The sequence below is a fragment of the uncultured Anaerovibrio sp. genome (genome assembly GCA_902786545.1).
Taxonomy (GTDB): Bacteria; Bacillota; Negativicutes; order Selenomonadales; family Selenomonadaceae; genus Anaerovibrio.
Map to the genome: position 1 here is coordinate 1 of CADACU010000032.1, position 20,272 is coordinate 20,272.

The 20,272-nt window shown below is 45.5% G+C and carries 16 protein-coding genes; 7 read left to right on the top strand and 9 right to left on the bottom strand.

Annotation, left to right across the window (positions count from 1 at the left end):
- Window positions 1-187: 187 nt before the first annotated feature.
- On the bottom strand, window positions 188-1,513 hold the full coding sequence (locus QZV24_RS07190; RefSeq protein WP_294522162.1) for an MFS transporter: 1,326 nt from the start codon (window positions 1,511-1,513) through the stop codon (window positions 188-190).
- A gap of 173 nt (window positions 1,514-1,686) precedes the next feature.
- On the opposite strand from QZV24_RS07190, the gene QZV24_RS07195 reads away from it, so the two are divergent.
- The 6 genes from QZV24_RS07195 to QZV24_RS07220 all read left to right on the top strand — a co-directional run bounded on the left by QZV24_RS07195 (window position 1,687) and on the right by QZV24_RS07220 (window position 8,584).
- Entirely contained in the window at window positions 1,687-1,908 is a 222-nt protein-coding gene (locus QZV24_RS07195; protein WP_290657959.1) for a cation transporter, read from the top strand.
- 12 nt (window positions 1,909-1,920) lie between these two features.
- Complete coding sequence (locus tag QZV24_RS07200; protein ID WP_294522166.1) at window positions 1,921-3,774, top strand: heavy metal translocating P-type ATPase; 1,854 nt, start codon at window positions 1,921-1,923, stop codon at window positions 3,772-3,774.
- An 89-nt stretch (window positions 3,775-3,863) separates the two neighbouring features.
- Window positions 3,864-4,631 (top strand): DeoR/GlpR family DNA-binding transcription regulator, encoded by a 768-nt coding sequence (locus QZV24_RS07205; RefSeq protein WP_290657963.1) that lies wholly within the window; start codon window positions 3,864-3,866, stop codon window positions 4,629-4,631.
- 12 nt (window positions 4,632-4,643) lie between these two features.
- Window positions 4,644-6,680 (top strand): LTA synthase family protein, encoded by a 2,037-nt coding sequence (locus QZV24_RS07210; RefSeq protein WP_294522169.1) that lies wholly within the window; start codon window positions 4,644-4,646, stop codon window positions 6,678-6,680.
- The gene (locus tag QZV24_RS07215; RefSeq protein ID WP_294522174.1) at window positions 6,677-7,582 is read left to right on the top strand and encodes a radical SAM protein; all 906 of its coding nucleotides are present in this window, start codon (window positions 6,677-6,679) and stop codon (window positions 7,580-7,582) included. The genes QZV24_RS07210 and QZV24_RS07215 overlap by 4 nt, the downstream gene beginning before the upstream one ends.
- Before the next feature lie 141 nt (window positions 7,583-7,723).
- Complete coding sequence (locus QZV24_RS07220; RefSeq protein WP_294522176.1) at window positions 7,724-8,584, top strand: methyl-accepting chemotaxis protein; 861 nt, start codon at window positions 7,724-7,726, stop codon at window positions 8,582-8,584.
- A 46-nt stretch (window positions 8,585-8,630) separates the two neighbouring features.
- Here the strand turns inward: QZV24_RS07220 and QZV24_RS07225 are convergent, their stop codons facing one another.
- From QZV24_RS07225 to QZV24_RS07255, 7 genes are all read right to left on the bottom strand, one after another.
- On the bottom strand, window positions 8,631-9,323 hold the full coding sequence (locus QZV24_RS07225; protein ID WP_363138058.1) for an NlpC/P60 family protein: 693 nt from the start codon (window positions 9,321-9,323) through the stop codon (window positions 8,631-8,633).
- Window positions 9,324-9,374: 51 nt separating this feature from the next.
- Window positions 9,375-9,665 (bottom strand): metalloregulator ArsR/SmtB family transcription factor, encoded by a 291-nt coding sequence (locus tag QZV24_RS07230; RefSeq protein WP_290657971.1) that lies wholly within the window; start codon window positions 9,663-9,665, stop codon window positions 9,375-9,377.
- Window positions 9,666-10,138: 473 nt separating this feature from the next.
- A complete protein-coding gene (gene ilvA, locus QZV24_RS07235; RefSeq protein ID WP_294522179.1) occupies window positions 10,139-11,392 on the bottom strand; it encodes a threonine ammonia-lyase in 1,254 nt (417 codons plus the stop codon).
- Window positions 11,393-11,552: 160 nt separating this feature from the next.
- Window positions 11,553-12,050, bottom strand: a complete 498-nt coding sequence (gene nrdG, locus QZV24_RS07240; RefSeq protein ID WP_294522182.1) for an anaerobic ribonucleoside-triphosphate reductase activating protein — start codon at window positions 12,048-12,050, stop codon at window positions 11,553-11,555.
- Window positions 12,037-12,321 (bottom strand): anaerobic ribonucleoside-triphosphate reductase, encoded by a 285-nt coding sequence (nrdD, locus tag QZV24_RS07245; protein WP_290656085.1) that lies wholly within the window; start codon window positions 12,319-12,321, stop codon window positions 12,037-12,039. The genes nrdG and nrdD overlap by 14 nt, the downstream gene beginning before the upstream one ends.
- Window positions 12,322-12,352: 31 nt before the next feature.
- Window positions 12,353-14,614 carry an anaerobic ribonucleoside triphosphate reductase gene (locus QZV24_RS07250; protein ID WP_294522223.1) on the bottom strand — a complete coding sequence of 754 codons (2,262 nt, stop codon included), beginning with the start codon at window positions 14,612-14,614 and terminating at the stop codon, window positions 12,353-12,355.
- Between the two features lie 326 nt (window positions 14,615-14,940).
- Entirely contained in the window at window positions 14,941-16,068 is a 1,128-nt protein-coding gene (locus QZV24_RS07255) for a mechanosensitive ion channel family protein (protein ID WP_294522186.1), read from the bottom strand.
- A gap of 143 nt (window positions 16,069-16,211) precedes the next feature.
- Here QZV24_RS07255 and QZV24_RS07260 point away from each other — a divergent pair, with 143 nt between their 5' ends.
- Window positions 16,212-17,390 carry a phosphopentomutase gene (locus QZV24_RS07260; protein ID WP_294522188.1) on the top strand — a complete coding sequence of 393 codons (1,179 nt, stop codon included), beginning with the start codon at window positions 16,212-16,214 and terminating at the stop codon, window positions 17,388-17,390.
- A gap of 49 nt (window positions 17,391-17,439) precedes the next feature.
- Here QZV24_RS07260 and QZV24_RS07265 read toward each other — a convergent pair whose 3' ends face one another.
- The gene (locus tag QZV24_RS07265; protein WP_294522191.1) at window positions 17,440-20,247 is read right to left on the bottom strand and encodes a transporter substrate-binding domain-containing protein; all 2,808 of its coding nucleotides are present in this window, start codon (window positions 20,245-20,247) and stop codon (window positions 17,440-17,442) included.
- Window positions 20,248-20,272: the final 25 nt, after the last annotated feature.

The window sequence follows — 20,272 nt, forward strand, 5'->3', positions numbered from 1 at the left end:
TCTCCCAGCTCGTTGCGACGCGAAGCTAGTCCTTTAGGGAAACGCTAATTGGAAGATTTTTCTTCTAAAGAAGAAAAATTTGAACAATGGCGTTATAACCTAAAAATTGGCATAGATTGTTTTGTATGAAAAAGGGCTATGAACAAAGCATTTTTGGTGTTTTGTCATAGCCCTTTGCTGTATTCAATTAAATGTCTTCCAGTTGTTTTTGGCGTGTTTCGGTACCCATGGCCAGTACCACTACGGATACTATAATGAATACACCGGCGAACATCATAAATACCTTATCAATTCCCAGCTGGTTACCAATCATTATTCCCACCAGTGCCGGGGCAATCATGCCGCCGATACGGCCAAAACCAGCGGCCCAACCACTGCCCAGAGCCCGCATGGAGGTTGGGTAAAGCTCCGGAGTGTATGTATAGATAACCCCCCATGCCCCCAGATTAAAGAATGACATGGTAGCGCCCCAGATAAGCAAGGTTTCGGAGGATCCGGCATTGCCGAAGAAATAACTGGCCACGCCGCTCATCAAAAGGAATATGGACAGAGTATATTTTCGGCCGATTACATCTACTAGCCAGGCAGCACAGTAATATCCAGGCAGCTGGGCTAAGGTCATAATCAGCACATATTCAAAGGTTTTTACCACCGCAAAGCCCTGCTTAAACACTATAGATGGCAACCACATAAATATACCATAATAGCTGAATACGATACCGAACCAGGCCAACCACAGCATAATGGTCCGCTTGATATACTTGCCGGACCATAGTGATCCCGGACCGGCGTTATCCGCTTCAACTGAGCCCTGTTCAGCCGGGCTGAGTTCATTGGTAAATGGCTGACTATCTACATGAAGCTTTTTTTCCAAGGAAAGTATTATTTCCTTAGCCTCATCAAGCTTTTTCTGGGAAATCAAATACCGTACCGATTCAGGCATATGCAGTCGTATTAAAAATACATACAGAGCTGGTAGAGAACCAATCAGAAAGGCCATTTTCCACCCAAACTCCGGAATGAGCAGATAAGCGATGCAGGCTGCTACCAACCAGCCAAGGCCCCAGAAGCTTTCCAGTAATACGATAAACCGGCCCCGCAGTTTGGTAGGAGCATATTCGGACATAAGGGTTGCTGCTACCGGTAGCTCGCCACCAAGGCCAAAACCTACTAAAAATCTGAAGAACAGCAAGGCATCATAGTTCCACGCCAAGGCACACATACCTGTGGCTATGGCATACATAAGCACCGTTATGGTAAAAACCTTCTTTCGGCCAATCCGGTCAGCCACTGTTCCGGATATAACGGCTCCCAGGGCCATGCCCACCAAACCAACGCTGCCAATCCAACCCATTTGGTCCGGGGTAAGTCCCCATTCCTTGGCCAGTACCGGCAATACAAAGGAAATGAGTCCTGTATCCATCGAGTCAAACAGCCATCCCAGACCGGTTACCAACAATAATTTGTAATGAAATGAGCCTACCGGCATTTTTTCTAATCTGTCTAAAATCAATTCTTTACACCCTTTCGTTTCATCTGTCAAGACAGTAAACAACACACAGTTATGTATTTTACTACTTTGTTGAAAAAAAGCAAGAGAAATGTGAAACTATCTTGACAATAAGTCTCAAAATGCTAAAATACATATGAATAGATATTCATATGTATTTTAGGGAGATGATTTATATGAAGAAGAATATTCGATTGGAAGGGCTGGATTGTGCCGTTTGCGCCGGTAAAATGGAGGAAGCTATTAGTAAGCTGGCTGGTGTTAACAGCTGTAAAATCAGTTATATGACCCAGCGGATGATTTTGGATGTGGTAGAAGAAAGCTATGCTGATGTAATGACGGCATCGGAAAAAATAATTCATGATTTGGAGCCGGATGTACTCATCAATGTGAAATAAGGTGGTGGTGTGATGACTACCAAGCAAAAGAAAAATTTATCCCGTATAATAGCTGCCATTGTCCTGTTGGTGGCAGGCATTTTTTTAGGGGAAGCAACCACATATGGTATTGTGCTGTCGTTATTGGCCTTTGGCCTTGCCGGATGGGATGTAATTTACAAGGCCATCCGCAATATCAGCAAAGGACAGGTTTTTGATGAATTTTTCCTTATGACAGTGGCATCATTTGGAGCCATATTTATTCAGGAATACGCTGAAGGAGCGGCCGTAATGAGCTTTTATCAGCTGGGAGAATGGTTTCAAGGTTATGCCACTGGCCGGGTGCGACAATCCATCAGTGATTTGATTGATATAAGGCCGGATTTTGCCAATGTACTACGGGATGGCGAAGTTCAACAAGTTGATCCATATGAGGTTGAAACAGGGGAGATTATAGTGGTGCGGCCCGGGGAACGCATTCCGTTAGATGGTATCGTAGTGGAGGGGCGTTCTCTGGTGGATACTGCTGCTTTGACCGGTGAGCCGGTTCCCCAGGAGCTGCTGACTGGTAAGTCGGCTATCAGTGGCTGTATAAATCAGTCTGCTACCTTGCAAATTAGGACTACCACTACCTATGACCAATCTACCGTAGAGCGGGTATTAGAGCTGGTGGAAACCTCTGGGGCCCAAAAGGCCAAGGTGGAAAATTTCATTACAAGGTTTGCCAGGGTTTATACGCCGCTGGTGGTTGGCTTGGCTTTGTTGGTGGCGCTTATTCCTCCGCTATTATTTGGTGGAGAAGTTATGGATTGGCTGTATCGGGCCTTGACATTCCTGGTTATTTCCTGCCCGTGTGCTTTGGTTATTTCCATCCCAATGAGCTTTTTCGGCGGAATAGGGGGAGCATCCAAGGCCGGTATACTGGTCAAGGGTGGTAACTATCTGGAACGACTGGCTGAGGTCGGGGTAATTGCCTTTGACAAGACTGGTACTTTAACGGAAGGTAATTTTGAGGTGCAGGAAATAGTGCCAAGCGACAGTTATACCAAAGCGGAGATTATTTATTATGCGGCGGCGGCCGAGCTAGATTCATTGCACCCAATTGCAGATTCCCTGCAGCGAGCTTTGGGGCGGGAAGTTGACCGGTCCGAGGTGGACAATGTGCAGGAAATAGCCGGACAAGGCGTCATAGCCAATGTAAAAAATCATCATGTTTTGGTGGGCCGGGCACTGCTCTTGGCGAACAACGGGATAGGCTTTGAGTCTGCCAACGAGTCTGGGACTACGGTTTATGTTGCGGTAGATGGACAATATGCCGGAAGAATTGCTATTGCGGATCGCATCAAGGCTGATGCAGGCAGCGCAATAAAAGCCCTACGGCAACTTGGTATAAGAAAACTGGTAATGCTATCTGGGGACAAAAAAGAAACAGCCTGCCGGGTGGCGGAGAAAATCGGTTTGGATGCTGTGTTGGCGGAGTTACTGCCGGAGGATAAGGTGAAGGGCCTCAATGAGTTGTTTCAAAGTGTGCCACACGGTAAATCCCTGGTATATGTAGGAGATGGTATAAATGATGCTCCGGTGCTGGCCCGGGCTGATGTTGGCGTGGCTATGGGGGGCATTGGCTCCGATGCGGCAATCGAGGCCGCTGATGTTGTGCTGATGACCGATGAACCGGGGAAATTGGTGACAGCAATTCAAATAGCCAAGAAAACTACAGGGATTTGTTGGCAAAATATTGTAATGGCCATAGGTGTCAAGGTACTGGTGATGATACTGGGAGCTGCGGGGGTGGCTTCACTGTGGGCGGCGGTGTTTGCCGATGTAGGTGTAGCATTTTTGGCCATTTTAAATTCCATGCGTTCGTTGTACGGAAACTTTTCATAGTTATGGCAAAATAATATGAAATGTGATAAAGTAATACTAGAAAAATTTACATAATTATTTACAGCATTACTATGGAGGATGTGGAATAAATGTTTTTAGAAGAACGCCAGGAAAGCATTATGAATATGTTGAACGCTGACGGTAAGGTACGGGTCAAGGATTTAAGTGCCAAGTTCAAGGTTACTGATGATTGTATTCGGAAAGATTTGGGTGCGTTGGAGAAGCAGGGGCGATTAAAGAGAACCTATGGCGGAGCGGTGGTTATCCGGGAAAATATCCATGCCATGGAAATCAGCAAGCATAAAAGCTCCGATGTTGACGCCAAGCGGCGGATAGCCCATGCAGCGGTAAAGCTTATTCATGAGCGGGATATGGTGTTCCTGGATATTTCCACCAGTAATTTGGCCATTGCTGAACTGTTGGCCAAGGACCAGCGGGAGCTGACCATTGTTACCAATATGATAGATGTTTTGGCTGTATTGGCTCGGCACCCGAAAATTCATTTGGTGTTTGCCGGTGGCAAAATCAACAAGAGCCGGGATGGTTTCTGGGGTGGTATGACCATGGATTTCATTTCCCGTCTGAAGCCGGATATCGCCTTTGTAGGTGCTGTTGGTGTTGATGTTATGGAAAACAGCGTATCTACCTATGATATAGAAGACGGTATCAATAAAGCCAAAATCATTCGGGTGAGCAAACGGGCCTATGTTGTAGCAGAGGCCAAGAAGCTCAGCACTGACGGTAACTATAACTATGCTACGCTGGATACCCTGTCCGGCCTGATTACGGATTCTTTGCCAAGTGAAAAGGTGCGGAAGGCTGCGGCTGATTATGGTGTGGAAATCATTGTGCCATAACAGGGGGACGGTATGACAACAAGTAAATTTCAGCATATTGGCTGGAATGAAGTTTATAAAGTGGCAGTTAGGGGACTGAAGGTATTTCTATTTTATCTCTCAGTCCTTTCTCTTTGCCGGGTTATATTTATATATATACTGCGGGAATACATGGGAGCAGGTGTAACCTCCGGCGATATATGGCTGGCAATTTTTGGTGGCAGCCGGCTTAGTGTGCAGACTGCCGGGATTATGACCTTGGTGGTTCTGGTGCCATATGTTGTGGTGTCTATTTTCCATAGTAAAGCCGGGAAAAAGGTTTTCAAAATACTTAATGCTGTAGTAGCAAGTGTAACTACTATTTTGTTTTTTGCCAGTATTCCTTATTATCACCAGTTTCACTCCCGCTTTCATCAGATCTTGTTCAACGCGGTAAATGACGATATGTATGCCCTGCTGGTGTCATTGGTGCAGGAATTTAATCTGCCAGTAAGGTTGTTGGGAGCGTTGGTTGTAGGCTTTGGCCTGTATTGGAGCTTGAACCGATTTTTGGATTTCCAGATGGCAAAAAAGCTGAAGCTGGATGGCTTCTTCGCCAGTAGGGGGAAGCCGGGGATATGGGCAGAACGAATAATTGTCATTTCGGTGTTTTATCTGGTGGCTCGTCTGGTGTTTTTCGGTGGCAGCCTTAGCTGGGAAAATTCCGTAAATTGGGAAAATGCTGGCATTACCAAGGACCAGTTTCTAAATGAGGCAATTCTGGATGATTATCAGGCTGTTTATCGTGGCTATCGGATGAATGGTCGACTGCTGTCCAGTGAGGGATTGGATTTTACCACGGAGCAAATACGAAGCTTGGCGGCACATATGGCCAACCGGCCGGCTGACAGTGATGATTTAACTGTTTACCTTACTAGGACAGCGCAGGGGCCGGCTATAAACCGTCCAAAACACATCTTTGTTATTTTGTCGGAAAGCTATGCCAACTGGCCTTTATTGGACAAGTATGCCAACCTTCATATTGCCGATGAGGTGAAACGGATTATTGATGAAGATGATACTGCCTATTGTCGTTCCTTTCTACCTAATGGAGGCAGCACGGTGTCGGCAGTAACTGGTGTAGTAACTGGTTTGGCGGACTCCAATCTGTACCTTACCACCATGCCGGAATCATTTAAAGCGCCGTATCCTACGGCCATTGCACCTCAGATGAAGCAGCTGGGTTATGAAACCAATTTTTGGTATGCCGGGCCAGCGACTTGGGAGCGAATTGAACCCTTCACGCTAGCGCAAGGCTTTGATCATTTTTATGGCAAAGGAAATATGCCGGCTGAGGCTACCGGCAGTGTGTGGGGCTGTGATGATGAATACCTGTATCAGGCGGTTTTGGCGGGGGTGTCTCCGGATAAAAGCAGTTTCAATGTGGTTTTAAATGTGTCCAATCATTCGCCCTTTAATGTGGATTTGGCCAGCAAGGGCTTTGATTCGTCCAAAGTGGTGGCTGGTTTGCCAGCGGAGGAACAGGATAATTTTGAGCTGATAAATCAGTTAGGGCATTTTTGGTATGCAGACCGGGAAATCGGTAAATTTATCCGAACCATCAAGAAAACATACCCGGACAGTCTGATTATTGTGGTGGGTGACCATGCGGAACGGTATAATATCGATAAAAAGCCGTCTGTTTATGAGCGTTTTGGCGTGCCATTCATTGTAACTGGTAAGGGCGTAACAAAGGATATGTTAATCCCGAAGGCAGCAGGCAGTCATATTGATATCGGTCCGACAATAATAGAACTCATTGCCCCGAAAGGATATAAATATTTGTCCATTGGGTCAAGCCTGACCCGTCATAACACTATGGGGGTAAATTATGTAGTGTGGTTTACCCATGACTATTATGGGGAAGCAGATGTATTGCCTTTGGTTCCTACGGCGATTGATGACCCGCCGGGGCCAGCTGTTGATACCATGGAGCTGCAAATATACATTGATACCATGCGGGCGTTGTCCTGGTGGGTACCAAAGTATGGGATGATTTTGGACCAAGGCCGGCTGGAGGGAAATAAATGAGTATGTTGGCAGATTGTACTCTTTGTCCCAGAATGTGTCATGCCAATCGGCTGGTTGGGACTGGCTATTGTGGGGCTGGCAGTAAGGCTAAGGTGGCGTTGGTGAGCCTGCATAAGTGGGAGGAGCCGGTTATTGCCGGGGAAAATGGTGCCGGCACAGTGTTTTTTTCTGGCTGCAATCTAAGATGCCTTTTTTGTCAAAATTATGAAATCAGTCATCAGCAGACTGGAATCGAAATATCCGATGAGCGTCTGGGGGAAATTTTTTATGAGCAGCAGTTGCGGGGAGCCGCTACATTGGACTTGGTTACCCCGACGCATTTTATTCCGCAAATAATAAATGGAATTATTTTTGCACAAAAAAAGGGTTTTTCCCTGCCAGTGGTGTATAATTCAAGTGGATACGAAAATTTAGGTTCGCTGGATATGTTGCACCCATATGTGGATGTATTCTTGCCAGACTTAAAGTATTATTCATCGGAGCTATCCGGAGCGTATTCCAAGGCACCGGACTATTTTCAGGTTGCCGCGGGGGCAATTAAAAAAATGGTTAAACTGACCGGGGCGGCAGTATTGGAAGATGGCCTTATGAAGCGGGGGGTTTTGGTAAGACATATGGTGCTGCCAGGGGCCCGAAAGGACAGTATGAAGCTGCTTAGCTGGCTGTGGCAGGAATTTGGGGATAGCATTATGGTCAGCATTATGAGCCAGTATACGCCGACTTATCTGGCCAAAGATCATCCAAAGCTGCGGCGGAGGCTCACCACATTTGAATATGAATCAGTAGTGGATTGGGCCCGGGAGCTGGGTTTTACCAGATGTTTTGTGCAGGAGCCCCAGTCAGCCAGTGATGAATATGTGCCCCAATGGACCGGTGAAGGAGTGGAGCGATTTAGCAAATAAAATTAAATTGGTTGTTTAATAACGCCCATTTAGTTTATAATTGAGTTAAGTATTTTTATCCGTGAGATAAGTGTCATGAGGGGGAACGGTTTGACCCATGATTCTTAGGTATAAATAGTTCACTAAGGAGAGGTGTTTAATATGGCAGAAATGGATAATGTAAGATTTCGGGATATTATTAACCTGGGGGAGTACCAGCAGTTTCAGGATAGTATGGCCGCTGCCACCGGTTTTGCCCTTGTGACAGTTGACGATAAGGGACAGCAGATTACCCGCCCATCCGGTGGGGATGTAAAGGGGCTGCGTGATGCCAGTTCTGGTGTTAGTGTGGCTGTTAATGAAAGTGGTGGTATGTTTGAAATAAGCGTACCAGCTAGCTTATCTGGCAAGCGTTTAGGGGCAGTGCTTGGTTGCGCCGCCTGCGATAAAAAAGTGGCCAAGGGTTGTGCTGATGCCATATATTCTCATCTAAATGCCGTACTGGGTGGGGCAGATTATCAGGTGCAATTTGAGTCAGTGGCTGGCACCATTAACGATGCAGTGCTTCGGATTTCCACCACTATGGAAGAATTGGCTACTTCGGCTCATGATGTAGATGAGAATCAAAAGGGCTTGAATGAGGAAATCAGAAATGTAAACGATATTTCCAGCAAAATAAATGAATTTACCGGACTCATCCGGGATATCGCCAAGCAGACCCGTCTGCTGGGGCTTAACGCTTCTATCGAGGCGGCTCGGGCTGGTACTGCTGGAGCAGGTTTCGCTGTTGTATCCGAGGAAATCGGTAAGTTGGCGGACAGCTCCCGGGAGACCGTTGATAAAATTCAGGAATTTACTGACCGTATCGGTGAATCGGTAAATGAGACTGTGGCCAAGGGTGAGGCTACTTCCAAGATTGTGGAGCAGCAGTCCTCGTCTATTGCCGGGGTGGCTGACGAATTGGGTGATTTGTCAGTAACTGCTGCCAAGCTGGTTGAGCTGGTAGGCGTCAACAAGAAATAAAGAGGCATTTTAAAAGGTGTAGTTGATGAGCAACTACACCTTTTTCTTATTTTACGATATGTTTGGCGGCGACGAAGGCCTTTTTCCAGTAATCATTGGATAACTCATCAATGCGGACACCTTTGCTGGATGAGGCGTGGATAAACTGGCCCTTCCCCAGATAAATGCCACAATGGGTCACATAGCTGCTGGAGTCAGTGTGGAAAAACACCAAATCTCCGGCTTCAATGGCACTGATTGTGGATTTTTTTCCGAGTTCGTATTGTACATCAGCTGTACGGGGGATAGACAGACCATTTTGGGCAAAGACATATTGCACATAGCCGGAGCAGTCAAAGCCCTTGGGGGTAGTTCCACCTGACACATAAGGAACGCCAATCTGTCGCTTGGCTGTGGCAATAATACCCTTTACTTTACCGCGGGGCAAGAATGGGTTGCTTTCCGGGACAACTCTTGGTTTGACCACCGATGGGGTACTGTTCGGCGTTGCCGGTTTACTTTTTGGGGGTTCTATCTTTATTTCTGGCTGCTTGGCCCCTTTTTTTAAGGTCTTGATGGCTTCCATAGTCTTTTCGTCCACCATACCGCTCAGTTTTATTTTGTTATCCCGCTGGAAAGCCAGTACAGCCCGTTTTGTGCTGTTATCAAATACGCCGGTAACCTTTTTTATGTTATAGCCCATATCCTTTAGGCTTTGCTGCACAAAGGTTACTTCGGCTCCTTTGGAATTTATTGTCAGGGATTTTTAATGAAAATAAATTGTAATTCATCCTATTTCCGCCTCCCATTTTTAGAGATGCATAATGTGTTCCATACCTTGATGAAACAATTTTACTACATGATCATCATCCAATGTGTACCAAGCTTCTTTGCCTTCTTTCCGAAAGCGGACCAGATGAGCGTCCCGTAGTACGCGCAGTTGGTGGGACACGGCAGACTGTTCCATATTTAATGCCTCAGCAATGTCGCAGACACATAGTTCATCATTTGTTAACAGGGATAGAATTTTTATTCTGGTAGGAATACCTAATATTTTAAACAAATCTGCCAGCTTTTGGCTTTTTTCATCGTCCAGCGCCATAAGTACCTCCACAATTCCTAATAATACAAGTATAAAACAAAAAAATTAAAATTCCAATAGAATATGCAAATATGTTGTGAATAACTATTTACTTTTGTGGATAAGTAAGGGGATAATCACTAAAAAAGCACAAGTTATCCACATAATTATCCACTTTTACAAAAAAATGTGGATAATTTTATTAAAAAGTATTGACAAGATGAATTTAGAACAGACTATTCCTTTAGCTGGATAAAGTATTTTAGCTATAACGAGCTTTAAGATGTCCCCCACCTCTTTAGGTGGGGGGGAACAAACTTTAACAGCTGGCGAGCATATCTCTCAGCTCGTTGCGACGCGAAGCTAGTCCTTTAGGGAAACGCTAATTGGAAGATTTTTCTTCTTAAAGAAGAAAAATTTGAACAATGGCGTTATAAAAAAGGATGTGAAAACCAGGTTCACATCCTAATTTTTATACAATAATGTAAAAAACTTTAATATATTTTATCAACATCGTAACCGGCATCGTTCATAGCCTTGATTATTTTGTTGATGTGGTCATGGTTGTTGGTTTCCACGGTAATTTCCAATACAACCTTTTTAAAGCTGTCGGTAACCTTGGACTGATTGTGCTCCAGCTTAATAACATTGGCATTGGTCTCGGCCAGTACCTTGGACACATTCAGCAGCTGACCAGGTTTGTCTGGAAGCAGCACGGAGAAGCAGAATACCCGTCCCCGGGCGATAAGTGCCTTATCAATAAGAGCGGAAATAGTGGATATATCAATATTACCGCCGCTTATGATAGCCGCTACTTTCTTTCCCTTGAATGGCAGCTTATTCAGTGCAGCCAGACTAAGAACGCCGGCGCCTTCTGCTATTAGTTTATGCTTTTCAATTAGGAATAGCAGGGCAGACATTATTTCCATTTCTGAAACAGTTATAATTTGGTCCAGATATTTTTTACAGAAGGCATAGGTCAAATCGCCTGGTGTTTTTACAGCACAGCCATCTGCTACGGTGTCGACGGCCGTCAGGGATGAAACCTTGCCACGGGCAAAGGAGTTTTCCATGCAGGCAGCGCCTTCCGGTTCTACGCCAATAACTTTTACATTAGGATTAACTGCCTTGGTCGCCAATGCAACACCGCTGGCAAACCCACCGCCACCGATTGGCACCAGAATAGCATCCAAATCCTTTAATTCGTCAATGATTTCCAGTGCAGTAGTTCCCTGGCCTAAGAGTACTTCTTTGTCATTAAAAGGATGAATGTAAACATAGCCTTTTTTCTTCTGAAGCTCCATAGATTTTTCGTATGCATCATCAAAGGTATCGCCGTGCAGTACTACTTCAGCACCTAAGGCCCGAGTGGCTTCCACCTTTAAAATCGGGGTGATAGCCGGCATACATATAACAGCATGGGCTCCTAGCTGTTGAGCGGCAAAGGCCACTCCCTGAGCATGGTTTCCGGCCGAGGCAGTAATTACTCCCCGTTTCTTTTCAGCATCAGATAACTGACTGATTTTATTGTAAGCACCTCGCAGTTTGAAGGAACCGGTATTTTGCAAATTTTCCGGCTTTAAAAATACATTGTTGCCGCACATATCCGAAAAAAATGGGCTTTCGATTAGCCGAGTTTTTTTTGCAACGCCATCCAGCTGCTTGGCTGCCTTATATACATCAGCTATGGTGGTGTTTTCCAGGATTTCTTCCACGGAATTTACTTCTGGTTGTACTGCTTCTGCCATTTTGATTCTCCTTATCCATGCCTCTATACATTGTTTGTATGGAGCTATGCGAAAATTTTCATAAGTTGTTATCAAGTGTAGCACTATAGAAATGTGGTGTCAATTAAAGAAAAAGAGTAACAATAAAACAAGGGACAGCTATCAGTGTCCCTTGTAGAAATTAAAGATCATACAGAATAATTTGATTTTGTTTTAGACTTTCCTGAACATCAATGACCCGTTGATTGCTGCTTCCCCGGAAACTTAAGGAAATATCCCGTTTCCATTCCTCATAGGGGCCATCTACCAAAACATCAACTTCCCCTAGCAGCTCCACCTGCTCCGGAGTACCGTTCAGCAGACGCTCCATAGTATATCCTGTGTAACACCACACATCCAGATTATGCTGATGCAGCTTTCTGGCCAACTCAGCCAATGGCTTTGGTTGGCAAAATGGTTCACCACCGCTGAAGGTGGCACCGGAAAGCAACGGATTTTTCAGAATAAGTTCCAGTAACTGGTCGGTGTCGTCCTCATATCCTCCGGCAAAATCATGGGTTTGAGGATTGTGACAGCCAATGCAGTTGTGTGGGCAACCCTGGGTGAATATCGTGAAACGATATCCTTCCCCATCGACGATTGAGTCATTAACAGTTCCGGCCAGCTTAATTAAGGCCATGCTTTACGCGGTCATGTTCTTCGGAACGCTTGGCGTTGTTCCACCGGTCAATGGTGCCTACCAAATAACCGGTAATGCGGCGGATGCGCTCAAATTTTGCCGGCTGAAGAACATAATCCAAAGCCACTGAGCCTTCCTCGGCTGGAGAAATGGTCAGGCTGCTGAGCTCTTCCTTGTTTTCTTCCTCCAGCATATCAATGTAGCTGATAATCTCCTGCTCACTGACATCATTGAGCCCCTTTACCGTTACTTCAATTCCGTTTACAATCATTACTTACATCCCTTTCCTTATAAAATATGTATTAGTTCATTGATTTTGCTCTCTGTACCACCCGACGATACTTGTGGGCGGCCTCGGACCGTCCGCAACGAGGGCAAACATCATAAATAATGCCGTTATAACCGCATATTGGGTCCCGGTCTACCGGATGGTTTACCGAGCCGTAGCCGATGCCGTTGTCATGCATACAGCGGATAATCGCCTCAAAGGCCTTCAGATTTTTGGAAGGATCGCCGTCCATTTCCACATAACTGATGTGACCAGCGTTGGTAAGAGCGTGATAAGGACCCTCCAGCTCCAGCTTCTGTGCTGCCGCGATGGTGTAATTTACCGGAATGTGGAAGCTGTTGGTATAATAATCCTTGTCGGTAACTCCCTCGATAACGCCATATTCCTTTCGGTCCAGCCGGACAAAGCGTCCGCTTAGCCCCTCAGCCGGAGTAGCCAGCAGGGTGAAATTGAGACCTGTCTGCTGGGATTTCTCATCCATGAGCTTACGCATATGGCCGATTATTTCCAATCCTAACTTCTGGGCCTCGGCGTTTTCACCATGGTGACTGCCAATAAGAGCAGTGAGGCACTCGGCCAGGCCGATGAAGCCTACGGATAAGGTGCCGTGCTTTAATACCTCGGCAACACTGTCATCCTGTCGCAGCTTTTCCGAGTCAATCCAAATACCTTGCCCCATCAGGAAAGGATAATTCCTGACTGTTTTGCTGCACTGAATTTTAAATCTGTGCAGCAGCTGGCGGAAGACCAGTTCAATCAGGCTGTCCAGCTCCCGATAAAAAGTCTTTAAGTCCTTGTTGGCCTTTAGGGCCAACCGTGGCAGATTGATACTGGTAAAGCTGAGGTTGCCCCGTCCACAGGTCACCTGACGGTCCCTGTCGTGGACATTGCCCATCACTCTGGTGCGGCAACCCATGTAGGCTACCTCGGAGTTATAGTCATTTTTCTTGTAGAATTGCAGATTGAATGGGGCATCCAAAAAGCTGAAATTAGGGAAAAGCCGCTTTGCTGAGGTCCGAATGGCCTGTTGGAACAGGTCATAGTTCGGATCATGGCGGTTGTAGTTCACATCTTCCTTGACCTTGAAAATCTGTACCGGGAAGATTGGGGTTTCCCCGTTGCCCAAACCGGCATCGGTAGCTTTTAACAGATTGCGGATAACCATCCGGCCCTCCGGGGAAGTATCGGTACCATAATTTATAGAGCTGAATGGCACTTGAGCGCCTGCCCGGGAATTCATGGTATTGAGGTTATGAATAAAGGCTTCCATCGCCTGATAAGTTGCTTCATCAGTGGCATCCACGGCAGCTGTTACCGCGTAATTATGCGCCCGTTCCGTCTGGTTGGCCGAAATAAACTGATAATTGTGGCTCTCCTGATGGAATGGCAAAAAGTCGATAAGATGCTGCTTGTATTCATCGGTCTTCCCCAAGGATATGTCGATTGGTATGCAGCGTTGGATTTCCTCCACCAACAGTTTGGCGTCAGTTGGCGGCATACTTAAAACAGCCTGCAGAAAGGCTGAAAGTCCTTTGAAATACTCTTTTCGGAAGGTTTTTGCCACACCTGGCGCCATGGCGTAATCAAAGTTTGGAATGGACTGTCCACCGTGCATTTCATTTTGATTAGCCTGAATAGCTATACAGCCCAAGGCTGCGTAAGAACGGATGCCATTAGGCTCCCGTAGAAAACCATGGCCAGTGGAAAAGCCGTTAGTAAACAGTTTTATCAAGTCTATCTGGCAACAGGTTTCCGTCAGCATATAAAAATCCTTGTCATGGATGTGGATGTCGCCGTCGATGTGGGCAGCGGCAATATCCTTCGGCAGGATATAATGGTCAATATAATATTTAGAACCTTCGGAGCCATATTTTAACATGGTTCCCATAGCGGTATCCGCATCGATGTTGGCGTTTTCCCGCTTGATATCTGCATCGGCCGAGGCCTTGAAGGTAAGTTCTTCGTAAATATCCATCAAGCTCCCCTGAGCTTCCCGGATTTTGGTATGCTCTGCCCGGTACAGGATATAAGACTTGGCGGTGCTGGCAAAATTGTTGCTGATAAGTACCTTTTCCACCGCATCCTGGATGTATTCTACCGTTGGTATGTCCTTGTCCTCGATGGCGGCCTCGACCTCCTGAGTCAAGCGGTCCAGAACCTGTGGCGAAAAGGTATCATCGATAGATTCCAGATTGGCTTTCTTGATGGCATCAGAAATTTTGCGGGGAATAAATGGGACTATATCTCCATTGCGTTTTCGTATATTTTGTATAATGCCTGTCATATAAGTTTTCCCATCTCTTTCTTAATTCTAGGGCTAATTTTACAATATATAGTGGTGTGTGTCAATGTGAGACACTATATGTTGTGGTTACATTATCCACAGAACAATATGAATAGAATATAATAAAATGAATATTTATGCAAAAACTGTAAAAGGATAATATAACAGAACAGGGAATATGGATTTTGACCGGCAAAGTATTAACTTTTACGATGAATATACTATCCATGTATATAAATTTTTGGGGATAAGTTGATAAATAAAAATTATTTTTTTGAAAAAAAGAGAATGGAAAGACTCCATTCTCATGTCAAAATTTATTCAGTTTCGGTTGACTCATTTATTACACTGACTATTGGATACGGAATGATTATACCTTCTTCCCGGAATCGTTTGGTTAATGCCTTGATGAATTCGTGTTTCATTTTGTATTGATGGGAAAACTCCTTGCAATTTAAAGAAACGCTGAATTGAATAGCACTGTCACCAAAGGTATGGAAGTTAATCGCCGGTTCCGGGAGTGGCAGGGTATCACTTTCCGGCACTATGCCATCCTGGGCCAGTCGATCTTTGGTTACGGCCAGCTGAACATCCCGGGCCACCTCCATAGTAACGGCTTCTACTTGGTCCAAATCACTGTCGTAGGCTACACCGCATTGGATTTTGATTTTGATATCTTCGGCCGGCATGCTGAAATTGGTCAGTATAGATGCGGCGATGGTTTTGTTTGGTACAATGATGGTATTGCCACTTACATTGGAAACGGTGGTATATCGCCAGGTGATATCGGAGACTTGTCCCTCCTGTCCGGTACTGATGCGGATATAATCGCCGATATGGATTTGCCGGGAAAAAATCAGGAACAACCCGGAAAACAGGTTGGCCATACCCTCCTGCATACCTAAGGCAACGGCCATACCGCCAATACCCATGGCAGTGACGATAGGGGCTATTGGGATACCACATTCTGCTAAAATAATGACAATACCTACTGAGTAAACGCAAAAGCTGATTAAATTACTTAAAAGGGTAGTTTCCGGCATATTGTCGCTGCGGTCAATATAAGCACCAGCCAAGGCGTTGGCTGTTCGGGAAATACACCTTAGCACCGTAAACGCCAAAACGGTAAAGAGCAGATAGGACAGTAAATTGTCCACAGCTGTTGGCAGCTCCAGTATCTGCACCACAAAATATACATAAAAGGCCACTATAAACAGAAATGGTAAACCCTTACACCCATGGATAACCGCTGTTTTAAGGGAGGTTTTGTGCAATGAAGGATGATTGTTTATATAGCTGCTGACCTGATGATTTAAAAAAATACCCAGGGCAAAGGCCAAAATCAAACCGATTACCGGGGGGACCACCAGAAAGAGAATTTCATTAAAATTGAGACTGGATAGATAATTAAGGAAAGTATTGTAATCAAATTCTGTAAATGACATATATGCCTCCGTTTATTACCAATGAAATTTATACTTTATAGTATATAATATAGTATGCCTGAGCTCAATTATACAACGGAAAAATGAAGGTAATCAGGAAAAAATGTAGAAGTAAAAAAAGGAAGAAATTTAGGAGGTGCTATATGATTATAAATAGAGTTTTTTTGCTGGTACTGGACAGCTTTGGTATCGGTGCTGAACCGGATGCCGGTGAGTTTGGGGATGCTGCATCAGTAAATACATTGACCAGTGTAGCCACATCGGATAAATTTTCCGTTCCCAATCTGAAAAAGTTGGGACTGTTTAATATTGAAGGTGTGACCGTGGGGGAAAAGGACGGTGCACCTAGTGCATCCTTTGCCCGACTGAGGGAGTCCTCCAAGGGCAAGGACACCACCATTGGCCATTGGGAAATTGCCGGGCTGGTTTCCGATAAGCCATTGCCTACATATCCTGATGGATTTCCACCGGAAGTCATTGAAAAGCTGGAGGCGGCTTTCGGGCGGAAGGTGCTGTGCAATAAGCCTTATTCCGGGACACAGGTCATTCAGGATTATGGGCGGGAGCATATGGAAACCGGAGCTTTGATTGTTTATACTTCTGCCGACAGCGTGCTGCAGATTGCCGCCCACGAAGATGTGGTGCCGGTAGAGCAGCTTTACGATTACTGTCGTAAGGCCCGCAGTATTATGACCGGCGAACACTCGGTGGGGCGAATTATCGCCCGGCCGTTTGTGGGGGTATATCCGAATTTTGAACGGACACCAAGGCGACATGATTATTCTATGGAACCACCGGGAGAAACAATTCTTGATTTGCTGAAGATGTCCGGCAACTCCGTGGTCAGCGTGGGTAAGATAAACGATATATTCGCTGGCAAGGGGATTAGCCGTCATATAGCCATTGAGAATAACATTGATGGCATGAACAAGATGTTGTCTGAAGTGGACCGGGACTTTTTCGGGTTGTGCTTTGTTAATCTGGTGGATTTTGATATGAAATATGGTCATCGCCGGGATGTGGAGGGCTATGCCCAAGCCTTGACAGATTTTGATAAACAGTTGGGGGAGCTGTTGGGCAAGCTGAAGCGCAATGATGTGCTGATAATTACCGCTGATCATGGCTGTGATCCGAGAGGGGCTGGTACAGATCACACCAGGGAATATGTGCCGATGCTGATTTACGGTGAGGGTGTGAAACCGGGGATTGATTTGGGAACTCGGGAGACCTTTGCCGATATTGCAGCTACTATAAGCAAAATTATGCGGATACCGTATAAAACACCGGGAAAGAGTTTTTGGGATGAAGTGAAAAACGGTTGAAAGCGTTGAAAAAACGGACTGCGACAGCAGTCCGTTTTTGGCGTTTAACTCAAATATATTTGGAAATAGCAGTGATTAGCTTGTTTATATCCACCGGTTTGCTGATATGACACTGCATACCGGCTTCCAAGCAGGCTTTTACATCATTTTCATAGGCATCGGCCGATGTGGCGATAATTGGCACTATCAAAGCATCGTTGCGATGTAGAGCTCTTATTTTTTTTGTGGCAGTCATACCATCCATTATCGGCATTCGTAAATCCATAAGAATGACCTTGTAGTGAGCTGGCTCACTGGAGCTGTACAGCTCTAGTGCCTCCTGACCGTTGTGGGCCCAGTCAATCATGGTGGCCCCGTATTCAGCCAGCATCAGTTTCATCAGCTCGGCATTTATTTTATTATCCTCTACCAGCAAAATAGGAATGTTTTTCAGCAAATTTTTAGGAATTTCTTTGACTGAAGCCGTATTGGCCTGTATCTTGGCCGCCGGGGTGGTTGGTTTTAGTCGGCCGGTTTTTACCGGTATTTTTATTGTAAAGGTCGATCCCTTGTTAAGTTGGCTTTCAACTTGAATGGTTCCCTGCATCAGGGTGACGAATTTATGGACAAGGGAGAGACCCAGCCCAGTGCCACGGGCGTTTAGCGTTTCCTTTCTGGTCTCCTGGGTAAAGAGTTCAAACATATGCTGTTGGAAAGCTTCGCTCATTCCTATACCGTCATCCTTGATGACCTCCACCCAAAAATGTAGACCGCCTTCTTCGACGATGGATACATCCCAATGGACATGCCCGTTGGCATGGGTGTACTTGGTGGCATTGCTGAGCAGATTCATGGAAATTTGCTGCAACCGAAGGCGATCTGAATAAATGGCCATATCCTCCGGTACATTTATGGAAGAAGTAAAATGGATGTGACGGGTCTCGGCATTCATACTTATAGCAGATTTTATGCTATTGTAATGCTCCGATGGTGTTATTTCTTCCATCCTTAGTTCCATTTTGCCGCTTTCCAGTTTGGATAGATCCAAAATGTCGTTTACCAGCGCAAGCATAAGCTTGCTGGAAATATCAATACGCTCAAGGTATTGTTGGATATCGGCTATAGCTTTGGATTTGCGGGCTAGTCTGGTGTACCCCAGAATGCCATTTAGGGGAGTTCGCATATCATGGCTCATGGTAGACAGGAAATTACTCTCTGCTTGTCTGGCCCGTTCGGAAGCGTCAAGGGCGGCCTGCTTTGCACTGAGTTCAGCCGATATCCGCCGTTGATGGGAATAATACAGATATCGGCTGACGATGATGGTAATAATCAGCAGAACCGTAAAGAAAGCCACAATCAGCTTGGTAGGGATAGCCCGCAGGATGTCCATGGTGGTTGGCTGAGTGTAGATGTTACGGCTGATAATCCCCATTATATCTATATTACTGCTTTGGACCGTTTTGCTGAGAATGGAATTGAGAATATAATTTTGCGGTAGAAGCTGGCCGCAGCACTCAGAGTACAGATTGGCCATGCTTTCCACGACAAAACTGCCTGAGCCTCGTTTGATGGTGAGCCAATTCAGTTGGGCCATATTGCAAAATACGGCATCCACTTCTCGGTTTATCATGGCATCATAGCATTCATCCAGACTGTCATAGGCCCGAAATTCCACATCATTGCGCTGTTCCTGCATCATATTGGCGACATTCTGTGGCATCCGGCCAATGTAAGCAGCTGTACGAATTTTCTTTACATCAGGCCGGCTGATGGAGAAGATGTTCAGGGTAAAAAAACTGCGGGTAAGGGCCAGGCCGGCTTCTTCACTGGAAATGATGTCTTGGGTGGTTATGCCGTAAACATCTACTTCGTTGGCGTGCAGGGCATCGGCTATTTCCTGACGGTTTTTATAAACCTTGAACTCAACCTGCCAGTTTAATTCCTGAGCTATTTTATGATACAGATCAGGGATGATGCCCCGGGCTGTGCCATCGCTGTCTACCATGGAAAATGGTGCCTGATTTTCCATGATGGCTACCCTTAGTATCGGATTGTCGGCAATAAATTTCCGCTCAGCTTCAGAAAGGGGCAGGTCGTTACTCATCTTGTAATGACGGTATTTGTCAAAAAGCTTTTTGGCGTAAAGGGGATCCTCTTGCAGGATGCGGTTCATTATGGCATCGATCTTGTTTTTCAGTGCTTTTTGATTTTTGTTGAAGATAGGGTAATATGAGTTGGTAGAAATGCTGTAGGCTAATCGATAGTTTTCGGAAAATTTTGAGCCGCTGACAATAATGGCATCCAGTTGGCCGGCATCCATATCGGCGTACAACGCCAGTTCATCGTCATACTGCTTGAAAGTTGGTGAAATTCCTACTTCTCGTACCCATTCCTGGGCCCGTTCATACATAATGGAGGCACGGACCACTCCCATGGTTTTCCCGTCAAAGTCTGTTGCATTGCCAAAGGTGAATCGGTAATCATCGCTTCGTACCCGTATGCTGGCTTGCCCGGTAAAAAATTCATTGCTGGCAAACAAAAATTGCTGCTCACGTTCCGGCGTAGGGGATATTCCCAGAGCCATCTGAATCTCCCCGTTTTGCAGGGCATAAAACAATTCATCATTATTTTTATATGGATGATAAATAACCTTGAGATTGGCGTATTGAGCAATTTTGTACATATACTCAGTATCAAAACCGAAATACACCCCTTTATCAGTAGGCATAGCTATACCAGGCTGTAAAACAACGCCCACATCCACCGGCTCACGATTGTCTGGCATCTTATCTGCATACAATACCTGATATGGCAGCATGGCGAAGCACATAATCATTGTTATGCAAATACGAAATATCACAGATTTATCTATACGCATCAATGCTACCTCCTTTGGGGTGGCA